The following is an 11,417-nucleotide window of genomic DNA, read 5'->3' on the forward strand; positions in this document are numbered from 1 at the left end:
AGAGCCAGTAGGGTGGGCACTGCCCACCATCTAGGTTTTAGGCAGAATCTATTTTATAGATAATTGCACCTACCTACTTAGTAGCTCGATAGTTTCACCATAGACGATGCTAATTGTGTTAAGTCCAGCCACAATACGCCAACGGCAGTTAAGTCCAGTGTTTAGAGCCAGTAGGGTGGGCACTGCCCACCATCTAGGTTTTAGGCAGAATCTATTTTATAGATAATTGCACCTACCTACTTAGTAGCTCGATAGTTTCACCATAGACGATGCTAATTGTGTTGAGTCCAGCCACAATACGCCAACGGCAGTCGATCGCCGAGCGGAAATAATAGCAGCCTATGCTACGATCTCACTGTTCGATCGAGCGTTCATAATGTACCTGATTCGAGTTGCTCTAAATAGATAAATTCTGGATCTTTAACACCAGCTTCTTGCCTGATTTTAACTAGCTGTGGAGATTCAAAAAATCGTCGAGCAGCCTCGATCGATGTCCAGGCGGAAAAGTGGACTATTTTACAAGGATTGCGAGCGTCCTTTAAAACTTGATACGTCCGTTCGCCAGCTTCTTTGCGGATCTGGGCAGCGCGATCGAAGATCTGCTTCCATGAGTCATAATCTTCGACTTCATGAATGATTAATACATATTGCGTCATGGACATCAAAAATTTAGTTTACTCATCGCGTACCCACACAGCTAGCCCACCGCCACGTCCGCGCGCCGCAATGCTAGTTTCCCCCGCCCAGAAAAAAGCGAAGAATGGTAAATCGGCGATCGAGATTTTCGCAAAATCTTTAATTCCCGCTTTACCACTCCGAATCTTACCTTGGTAAACCGTAACGCCTAGAAATTTAAGTTGAATCTCCGTAAAATCAAATACTAATAAATTTTTCTTACCGGGATAACGACAGGGGCCAGTAAAGCGGATGTAAATACTTCCAACTAATAATTTATTCGTCACGGTTCCCGTCAATTCTGAGTCAGCATCTTGCGTAAAAGCGATCGAAGCGGGGATAAATTTTGGCAAATAATACCCGCGTCCCAGCTTAACTTGATTGCCTTTGGTTTTACTTGCGCCAGTGGCAAAACACAAGCGCCATTCGCCGAGTAAAGCTGCAAAGGGAATTGCTAACTTTTGCGTGCGGGCAGTTATTTCCGCCGTTTGTAAAGCAGCTACCATCGCACTTGCCGTCGGACGATCGACAGATTTTGCCGCACTATTTAAGACTGTTGTAAAATCGGGACTAGAAGTATTCACGCTGCTCCTTGAAGAAATTGGTGCCGAAGATCGAGCGACAGTTAAATGCGATCGCGAGGGGGAAAAATAATCCGCCATTTCACTAATTGCCGATCGATCTCTCGAACGAGCGCGGCATCGACAGCCGATCTCGGACTATCTGCCGCGTCACCGGATTTGAGAAAATCGAAAGCCGAGCGAAAGTCTTCAGGAGTCGTGCTAATTGGTGCGTCAAAGTGACAGGGAATAATCCGCTCGAAGTCCCATTGTGCCACGCGATCGACCCAGGCGATCGTTTGGCGCGGAGCGCGATTGAGAATTAATGTCTCAAGGATCGGCGCAACCAGCAATCGACCATCTGCTTGCAAGTTGACAAACCCCTGCTGCCAGTCGGCTTGCCACTCAAATGGATAGATCCCAAAATAGGTCTGTCGCGACCGTAGAGGGGCGGTAAATGACTCGCGCCAGGTATCCGACCATTTGCGGATTTTGAGGATGCTAGGCTGGAAATACAGCGCAAATAAGCAGATCCGCTGCCAGCCGCGCTGACGATTGGCAGGGGTATCGGGGATAATTTCGCTAGCTCGATCGCGAGCGTGAAATAATAATGGATCTGGTTCGAGTTGGACGATTTCTGGTGGCTGGCTGGGAATCGCCACGATCGAATCAGTTAATAATAACGTCCGCGAGCGACGGTGAAACATAGCCACTTCTGCAAACTGTCCGGGACCGAGATCGATCGTCTCCAAGATCGCATAATCGAACTCATCGCCAAACGGCGTCCCAGAGCTATCTGGCGGTAAAACATGGGTGCGTCCGCGCGGGAACCCCAGCCAGCTCAACGGTAAATTGACAGGAAAACTCCACTGATCCGGCGCAACCCACACCTGCGCCTGGGGAAATGCGCGGGCAAATGGGCCGACGAAGACCTTATGCTCCAGCCCCGAAATCGTCGGTAAAATAATATATCGCACATCCCCATGAGTGGTGACTAATTCATTCACCAATTGCAGACATTCCCCGGTCGGTGCTACGGGTGCATATACCAGCAAACCACCCGCTGCCAACTTCACCACCGTCATCCGAATCGGCACCACGACATAAAAGATCCCCTGCACCTGCTCGAACACCCACAGCTCACCAGCTACGACTTCTCGCCGCAGCGTGCGCCGTCGCTGATATGGATAGATCGGCAAAGTAAACCAAAATCGCCACGCTACATCTGCCGCTGATGGCTGGGTTGCGGTAGTTACTCGTTCTTCCAGAGTCACAGTCGGACTCCCTGTCGTTGTAAATTCATATCGATCGCCACATCCACTACACCAGAATTCGGATCGCGCAGCCCAAGATCGCTCGATCGCATCGATATGGTGTTCTACCAATTATATCTGTTGACCCGTCCCGATCGATACCTCAACGGCAGTTGTTTGGCGCAAAAATCCCCGAAATCCAGATCCCCGACTTCTTAGAGAAGTCGGGGATCTTTCCGCAGCTATATTTTGCGATTGTTTGAGAGGATGTTTGTAGATAGTAAAAGCCTCAGAGCCTAAGCATTCCTCAGACACCCTAATCCTCAAATCCTGATGTATATTTACGCGCCCTGGAGGACTTGAACCCCCGACATTCGGTTTTGGAGACCGACGTTCTACCAACTGAACTAAAAGCGCATGTGAGAAAAAGAAGCGATCTTCCTGACCCTGTAAATTAGTATAGTATGAAACTAAAATTATTGGTCAGGATACTTGAAAAAAAATCTGCAAGATTATTCCAAGGGACGATCGAACCGTTGTTTGACGCGAGTTGCTTTACCGACGCGCTCGCGAAGATAAAACAGTTTCGCACGACGGACTTTACCGCGACGAATTACTTTGACGCTATCGATCTTGGGTGAGTGCAACAGGAATACCCGCTCCACACCTATACCTTGAAAGACACGACGGACAGTAATAGTTTCATTGATACCACCATTACGAGTAGCAATAATGATGCCTTCGTAAGGTTGTACGCGTTCTTTGTTACCTTCTTGAATTTTTACGCCCACACGGACGGTATCGCCCACGTGAAGGGTAGGCAGATCGGATTTTAGATACTCCGCTTCGATCGAGCGAATGATTTCCTGAGCTTTCATGTGGTTTGAAAAAATTCACAGACTATCATCATAGCAGATGAGTGAATATTTGTCTAAACTTATTTTATGCAATTAATTAATCCGAGCTGTTAACATATATTCAATCCTAGCTGTATACGATTTTATGCCTTTAGATAGCCTGTTTTCGACCCAAGGTATCATGGTGATGCTTCTTGCAGCCTACGCTGGGGCGATGTGGCTGTTTTTAACTAGTGCCCCGAAGGTTTACACGGTGATGGTGTCCGATCTCCAGATCGCCCAGGATTTGTACGAGGGGATGTTAAATCTGTCGATCGCGCAAGTGCCGTTACACTATTACTATGACTACGAGCAGACGATCGGGACTGCGGGAATGGATCCGATGTATATGGCGGCGCCGATGGGTCGCGGTAGCATCCGAGGGATGAAAGGCTCGGAAGGGTTGTGGTATCAGCTCAAGAAAAACACCCAACTGCACGTCATTACTGGAGCGAGCTATGGTGAAAAAAATCGCCAACGGCATGTTTGTTTCGATCGCGATTGTTTGGAGCAAATCTTGATGCGGATTCAAACTCGTGGTGTCAAGCACAAGATTCGGGGTGAGAAGCCGCTAAATTTCTTGGTGAAAGATTATGAGGGTCGGACGATCGAAATGTCTGAAGCTGCTAATTAGACCTCTTGCGGAGGGTAGAGGGTAGATGGAATTATGCTCAGCTAGTTGAGTTATCGTCGAGGAGATCGAGCCAATCGCTAGCTGAGTCGAGCGGGTAGCCATGCTGTCGAAATAGCTTGATGGCACCGCCGAGGATTTGGGCAATCGGGCTGGTTTGTCCTAGAGTCCACGGCTGTTTGCCAGTGGTAACGATGCCAACTTCACCGATGATATCTAGCGGTCGCTGTTGCGGCGCATCGCTCTGTGCCGCTGCATCGTCGATAAAATCGCTCATGAGCGGAAAAATCGAGACATGAGCTGAGGGAGTCAAAAGATTGACATAGGCTGGGGGCATAATTGCCGCAGGAGGAGCAATCCAACTTTTGCCTGTAAATAAGTGCTGGTAAAACCGAGGATAGAGCTGGAGATCGATTTGTTTGCCAAGTTTACTGGCGGGGTAAGTTAGCCGTTCGCGATCGATATATTCACAGCAGATGGTCGCTGTATTGGTGTAAGGCTCGTGCAGCGTCACCCAACAGTAGTCTGCTGCGATCGCTTTACCTAATTGCGCTAGCGCACTCTGGAGCAGCTTTGTTTCGGTGCGAGCGGTCTGCACGCGATCTAAAAGCAGCTCCCAGACTTGGAGACAGGCGATGGCTTGGTCGTATTCGGCAGTCTTGGCTTGTAGTTGGGAGATTAACTTAATTTGAAATAATTCGAGATCTTGATTGCGCTCCTGCAAATCCATCTGGATGCCGATCTGCTCGCTGTTATCTTGAAATACCACGATACTGCCGACGACCTCACCATCTGGATGTAGGATCGGGGTCGCGGTAGCAGAGATCGGCACGATCCCACTATCGCTAGACGTCAACCAACAGCCCTCTAGTGACTTGACGAGTGCTTGCAATCGCATCGATCGCAAACTGGGATTTTCGATTGTAGTGCCATCTGTTTCCCAGATTAAGTAAAAAACGTTATCGATCTCCTCCCCTACCGCCGCTGCTGAATTCCACCCGGTCAGCGTTTCGGCGATCGGATTGATAAATGTGATTAGTCCCTGGCGATCGGTGATGATAATGCCACTACCCATGTTGTCTAAAGTGTAGCCTAGCGAGGCTTGCGCCATCTGGGCACAGGCTTCGATCTGATGCCGCTGGTAGGCTACCTGAATCGTACTCTGTAAGGTCTGTGCCTGAAAAGGCTTAACAATATAGCCAAACGGAGCGGTTTTAAGTGCCCGCGCTAGTGTAATTTCGTCGGCGTGGGCACTCAGGTAAACCACGGGAATTTTCAATCGCTGGTAGATTTCATTCCCAGCGGCGATCCCGTCCATCTCTCCGGCTAACCGAATATCCATCAGGACTAGATCGGGATCTTTATGAGTCGCGGCGCGAATTGCGGCTGCGCCAGAGACGGCTAAATCGACTACCTCATGTCCCAATTTTTCTAATGTTTCTTTGATATCCCAGGCAACAATTGTTTCATCTTCAACTACTAATATTTTTAGCATTTGCCCAGATTATTGCGGTAGTGCGATCGACGTGTTGTCCAAAATGCGGTTTGTAAGACTCGCTAACCTTGCCCTCACCCCCAACCCCTCTCCCAAGTACCGTGTACACACAAGTCCGCTGTGGCTCCGTTTTCGCTGGGCTTACCCCCCAACCCCCCTTATCAAGAGGGGCTTTAGCTCCCTCCCCTTGATATGGGGAGGGCTGGGGTGGGGTAACACAGACTACGCAGCAACTCAAATAACTTGTGCATACACAGTAGCTCTCAAGCGGAGAAGGTTTGGGGGTGAGTGCAAGGTTAGCGATCGCTGCTGACAACTTTAGGGAAGCTAATCTCAAACACAGTCATAGCGCCAGTTTGTACCGCCAATTGACCTTTGATTTGGCTGACTGCTGAGATGACTAAACTCAGTCCCATCGATCGCACATTGCCAAGATCGAATTCTGGTGGTAGTTCTCGCCCGTTATTGGCGACCGATAACTTCAGGAGATCGTCACCGCTGTGTGCCAACTTTATCCGTACTTCGCCGTGGCGATTGTCTCCAACTCCGTGCTTGATGGCATTGGTGACGAGTTCGTTAATTATCAAGCCACAGAGGACGGCTCGATCGACATCGATGGCAATCCCTGGCTCGACCTCAATGTGGAGCGCGATTGCTGCTCGATCGACATTGTAGCTAGTAAAGAGATTATTGACTAATGTTTGGACATATTCGGCAAAATTGAGATTTGCTAAATTGGCTGATTGATAGAGGCTCTCATGAATTAGCGACATTGCCTGGACGCGATTTTGGCTATCTTGAAGGATTTCCATCGTCTGTGGATCGGCAACGCGATTGCTTTGTAAACTGAGCAAACTAGAGACAATTTGGAGATTGTTTTTGACGCGGTGGTGAATCTCGCGCAGGAGGACTTCCTTTTCGGTGAGTGAGTCGCGGATGAGAATTTCGGCTTGGCGACGCTCGGTAATGTCTTCGATCGCCAGCAGGATACTATGTTCGTGCAGTTCGTCTTTGATTTTGCAAGCGTTAAATAACAGCATTCGCTCTGAATCCGGCTCGAATGCGGTTATTTCAAAGTCTTGAAACTCAGTATCGCGGGCGAGGAGATTTGCCAGTAGCGATCGCAGATCGGGTAGATCCCACTGGCGATTTTTGACCTCAAAGATCGATTGCTGTTCGGTTTGAGCAGGTGTCAGTTGGAAGGTTTCGTAAAAGTATTGATTGGCTCTAATGACGCGTAAATCTGGATTGAGGACGAGCAAGGGTTGGCGGACGGTTTCGACGATCGCATTGGCATAGTCTCGGGCGGCGGCGATGCTGGTGGCACTGCGCTTGAGCGTGTCGATATCGATTAAGCCGATGACGACGCCATCGATCCGATTGTCGATCGTCCGATAGGGGCGAATTCGCAAGCTGTACCAGGCTCCCGTCCGATCTTGGATTTCTTCTTCTCGGGTCGTCAGCGTATCGAGGGTTTCGAGGATCGATGCTCCCAGATCGGGGATGATAATGTTGGGCTGAATATCGCTAAATGGTCGCCCTAAATCTGTCGGAATCAGGTTGAATATTTGTTGGGCTAAGGTGGTAAAGCGGCGAATCCGCAACTCGCCATCGAGCATCAAAATCGGAATATTAATGCTGCTTAATAAGTTTTGCAGATCGTTATTCAGTTGTCCTAGTTCGAGATTACGGCTATTTAATTCCTCGTTAATCGTGTGCAGTTCTTCATTAGTTGCTTGCAATTCTTCTTGGGAAGTTTCCAACTCTTCATTGGTACTTTGCAACTCTTCATTACTAGATAAAATTTCTTCATTAGCAACTTGAAAAGCTTGGTTGGTCGATTCTTGTTCCTTGATAATTGCTTGTAAATATTCGCGAGTTGTCGCTAATTCCTGTTGCAGTCGCGTTTGTTCCTGCTCTCCGGAAGTCTGTTTGACTTTTCTGGCGCGGCTGGGAGCATCGCCACTGGCGATCGCCGACTCCTGAAAGAGGATGAGTAAATAGGGCTTATCGATCTCACCGATCTTAAAGGGAATCACTTCTAGATCGATCGTTTTGACCCCGGTGGCGGTCGAGAGCCGCAGACCTTCTTGGCGCACGACTTCTTGCTGTTGCTTGGCTTGATGGACGGCAGCGCGGAGTTCTACTACCAATTCTGGTCTAATCATTTTAAATAAATTGAAGCTCGGCTTGCCCGCCGCAGGTTCAAAATAATCGCCCGTCTGTCCCCGAAATTGGACGATATTCATGTCTTCATCGATCGCTACGCCGACGGGAGCGTAGCGCTCCAAAATGAGGCGATCTGCGAATTGGCTCAAATCTAAATCGTTGCGGTTATCGTCATCAATCGGCGTCATTGGCTTTACTTTTTCGAGAACGCGATCGCTACTATTAAATCTCAAGTATGGACTGCGAGGAGCAGATTTGCGATCGTAAATTTTGGACTTTTTATCTAATGGGGCGAACAGATTGGAAAATTCGCCGATACTTTCAGAAGTGCCCAACATCAAAAAACTTTGCGGTTTGAGCGCGTAATGAAAAATGGGAATCAACCGTTTTTGGAGTTCTGCTCCCAAATAAATCAGCACATTGCGACAGCTAATCAGATCGAGTTGGGAAAATGGCGGATCGGCAATCAAGTTTTGTCTGGCAAAGACACACAACTCGCGGACGGATTTGCTAATCTGATAGCCGCCATCCACAGCCACAAAAAAGCGGCGCAGTCGCTCCGGGGAAATCCCCGCCATCATCCCCGGCTTATAAATACCCATCCGAGCGCGATCGATTACGCCCTCACTGATATCGGTGGCGAAAATCTGGATCGGCAATTGCAAGTCGCGCTCTGTTAAATACTCTAACAAGCAAATCCCGATCGAGTAAGCTTCCTCGCCTGTGGAACAGCCTGCAACCCAGATCCGCACTGGCACTCCCAGCGATTTCCGCGCGAGGATTGTCGGTAAAACTGTGGTTGTCAGCGTGTTAAAAGTTGCCGGATCGCGAAAAAAACTCGTGACATTAATCAATAAATCTCGTTCGAGGGCAGTTAGTTCGCTGGGGTGAGTGCGGAGATAGTGGGAGTAATCATCCCACCGCTCGAAGTCGTGCAATGCCATCCGCCGTAAAATGCGCCGCTTCAATGTCGCAGGTTTGTAGCCAGTAAAGTCTACCCCTTTGTAGCGATGGAGCAGGGTGAAAATGGTTGCAAGGACATCTGCTTCACTGGCGGAGCTAGTCTCGCGATCGGGCGGTACTGGCGGCAGTCGAGCGACATAAAAATGCTGAGCGATCTTGGCGATCTCTCTGGCAATTGCCGCAGGCGGTAAGACAAAATCCACCTGCCCGGTGGAGATCGCTCGATCGGGCATTCCCTCAAATTTGGAGGAGGCAATATCTTGAGCGAAGGTAATCCCCCCCGCTGCTTTGACTGCGGCTAAGCCCAGCGCCCCATCGCCATCGGTACCCGATAATACTACCGCGATCGACCGCTGCTGACGCTCGATTGCCAGGGATTTCAAAAAGCGATCGGCTGGTAAATATTTGCCATGAATCTTCTCGCGCACGGACAACCTCAAGCGATTACCTACCAGCACCAGATCGAAATTCGGTGGGATGACGTAGACTCGATTTGGCTCGACTTCCATCCCCTCTTCAACTTCAGCCACAGGCATCGCTGTCGCTTTCGCTAAGATGGTGGTGAGTAAACTGGGGTGGGTAGGTGCTAAATGCTGAATCAGGACGAATGCCATCCCCGTATCGGCAGGCAAATGTTGGAGCAATTGGGTAAAGGCTTCGAGTCCGCCAGCAGACGCACCCACACCCACGATCGTACACATGGGATCGTTATCATCTTCGAGGTCAATGGCGCGATCGGCTGGTAGGTTCATTTGATGCCATTACAATGCCTTGGGTAGATCTGAGAGGATGAATGGATGCGTCTAACTGCTTCGTTTCTAGTGGGCTTACCCCCCCAACCCCGCCTTATAAAGGGGGGCTTTTGCTCCCTCCCCTTTATAAGGGGAGGGCTGGGGTCGGGTAAAGGGACTACGCAGAAACTTAGATAACTTGTGTATGGCTTCTAAAAGGACTATGGGGGATTTTCTATGGTTTACAAGTGCTAATCGATACTTTTCAAACACGATCTAAAAATTCAGGGTAGCGGTATTCACATTACCCCTACCCTGAATCTTACTTGAAATCTAGATCTCTTCTGCTACTGCTTCGTCGATATCGTCGATCGCTTCGAGATCGAGATCCTCCTCGCCAGTAGAAGCAGGGACGATCGCCACTGCCATAATCGCATCGTCATCATCGAGCTTCTGCACCCGTACCCCGGTTGCCATCCGAGATTGCGGCGAGATCGCGTTAATCGCTTGACGGATGATAATCCCCCGATTGGTGACGATCATCATCTCTTCATCAGAATTGACTACCCGTAAAGCGGCGAGGCGATCGCCTTTTTTGCGGAACTTGATTGCCAGTACGCCCATCCCTGCCCGATTTTGGAGGCGGAATTGCGTCACGGGTACCCGTTTGCCAAGTCCACCTGTGGTGACGACCAAGATCCACGGCCCTTCCCCGGCGGGAACTACCACATCTTCAGCTACCGTATCGTCGATATCCTCGACACCCGGATCTTCACTCGCCGCCACCATCTGCGCGATGACCTGGCTCGGTAAAATATCCATACTGATTAGCTCGTCACCCTTCTTGAGCGACATGGATTTGACTCCCCGCGTCGCCCGTCCCAAAGGTCGGAGCTGGTCGCGATCGGTACGGAAATGAATCGTCATCCCATTCCGGGTACCGATAATAGCACTATCGCTTTCTTTGGCGCGACGCACCCACCGCAAGCTGTCGCCATCTTCAAGTGAAATCGCGATCAAACCATTCGCCCGAACGCTGGAGAATGCCGATAGAGCGGTCTTTTTGATAAAGCCCTTCTGCGTGAGCATAATTAGGTATTCATCATCGATAAATTCGCTCACAGGCACCACTGAGGTGATCTTTTCCTCACGCGGAATCGGTAACATTTGGACGATCGGAATCCCCCGCGCCGTCCGCGATGAGACGGGTATTTGGTAAGCCTTAACCGTATAAACTACCCCGCGATCGCTAAATAGTAAGATCGTATCGTGGTCGCAACAGGTGAGGAAATGCTCGATCGCATCTTCTTCTTTCATCCCCGTGCCTTTTTTACCCCGCGTGGCGCGGCTTTGAGTTTCAAAGGTGCTGACTGGCATCCGTTTGATATAACCCTGCTCGGTGACTAAAATCAGGGATTTCTCATTAGCAATCAAGTCGGTATCTTCTAAATCTCCCTCACTATGCTCGATCAGCGTCCGGCGGGGAGTCGCAAATGTCGTCTTGATTTCGGCAATTTCAGTCTGGATAATCTCCAAAATCCGTTCCCGTCGCGCGAGAATATCGAGCAGATCGGTAATTTTAAGCGTTAGCTCGTTATGCTCTAGATGAATTTTGTCAGCTTCTAGCGCGGTGAGTCGCCGCAGTTGCATTTGGAGGATGGCATCGGATTGGAGTTCCGATAGTGCGAACCGATCGATCATCTCCTGTTTGGCAGTTGCTGAGTCCGCAGCCGCCCGAATCAGGCGAATCACCGCATCTAAGTTCGCCAGCGCGATTAATAAACCTTCGAGCAAGTGATCGCGCTCTTGGGCTTTGCGTAACTCATAGCGAGTGCGTCGGGTAATGGACTCGATCCGGAAGTCGAGGAAAACGGTCAGGAATTTTTTGAGGCTGAGTAATTGGGGTTCGCCATTTACCAGCGCTAACATGTTGCAACCGAAGTTACTTTGGATTGGCGTTTGTTTGTAAAGGTTGTCTAAAACTACGCGGGGGTATGCGTCCCGCTTGAGTTCGATCACGATCCGCATCCCATCGCGATCGCTC

The 11,417-nt window shown here is 49.7% G+C and carries 8 protein-coding genes and 1 tRNA gene; 1 reads left to right on the forward strand and 8 read right to left on the reverse strand.

The genetic code is table 11. The features are described from left to right. Nucleotides 1-371: 371 nt before the first annotated feature. From RMO52_RS17245 to rplS, 5 genes are all read right to left on the reverse strand, one after another. On the reverse strand, nucleotides 372-656 hold the full coding sequence (locus RMO52_RS17245; RefSeq protein WP_396135041.1) for a putative quinol monooxygenase: 285 nt from the start codon (nucleotides 654-656) through the stop codon (nucleotides 372-374). A gap of 18 nt (nucleotides 657-674) precedes the next feature. Further along, nucleotides 675-1,259: a hypothetical protein gene (locus tag RMO52_RS17250; RefSeq protein ID WP_310416640.1), complete on the reverse strand. Its 585-nt coding sequence runs from the start codon at nucleotides 1,257-1,259 to the stop codon at nucleotides 675-677. A gap of 41 nt (nucleotides 1,260-1,300) precedes the next feature. Continuing rightward, on the reverse strand, nucleotides 1,301-2,509 hold the full coding sequence (locus RMO52_RS17255; protein WP_310416656.1) for a DUF4336 domain-containing protein: 1,209 nt from the start codon (nucleotides 2,507-2,509) through the stop codon (nucleotides 1,301-1,303). A gap of 323 nt (nucleotides 2,510-2,832) precedes the next feature. After that, nucleotides 2,833-2,905, reverse strand: a tRNA-Trp gene (locus tag RMO52_RS17260). Between the two features lie 95 nt (nucleotides 2,906-3,000). Further along, nucleotides 3,001-3,366, reverse strand: coding sequence for a 50S ribosomal protein L19 (gene rplS / locus RMO52_RS17265; RefSeq protein WP_015160558.1), 366 nt, complete (start codon nucleotides 3,364-3,366; stop codon nucleotides 3,001-3,003). Nucleotides 3,367-3,490: 124 nt separating this feature from the next. Between rplS and RMO52_RS17270 the strand changes: the two genes are divergently transcribed. After that, nucleotides 3,491-4,018: a glyoxalase-like domain protein gene (locus tag RMO52_RS17270; protein WP_309738226.1), complete on the forward strand. Its 528-nt coding sequence runs from the start codon at nucleotides 3,491-3,493 to the stop codon at nucleotides 4,016-4,018. Between the two features lie 37 nt (nucleotides 4,019-4,055). Here the strand turns inward: RMO52_RS17270 and RMO52_RS17275 are convergent, their stop codons facing one another. The 3 genes from RMO52_RS17275 to RMO52_RS17285 form a co-directional block, all read right to left on the reverse strand. Next, a complete protein-coding gene (locus RMO52_RS17275) occupies nucleotides 4,056-5,510 on the reverse strand; it encodes a response regulator (protein ID WP_310416646.1) in 1,455 nt (484 codons plus the stop codon). Between the two features lie 296 nt (nucleotides 5,511-5,806). After that, entirely contained in the window at nucleotides 5,807-9,394 is a 3,588-nt protein-coding gene (locus RMO52_RS17280) for a chemotaxis protein CheB (protein ID WP_310416650.1), read from the reverse strand. A 312-nt stretch (nucleotides 9,395-9,706) separates the two neighbouring features. Then, nucleotides 9,707-11,417: DNA gyrase C-terminal beta-propeller domain-containing protein (locus tag RMO52_RS17285; protein WP_310416653.1), on the reverse strand; the 1,711-nt coding region annotated here is incomplete at its 5' end.

It is taken from the genome of Chamaesiphon sp. OTE_8_metabat_110, assembly GCF_031382685.1.
GTDB lineage: Bacteria > Cyanobacteriota > Cyanobacteriia > Cyanobacteriales > Chamaesiphonaceae > Chamaesiphon.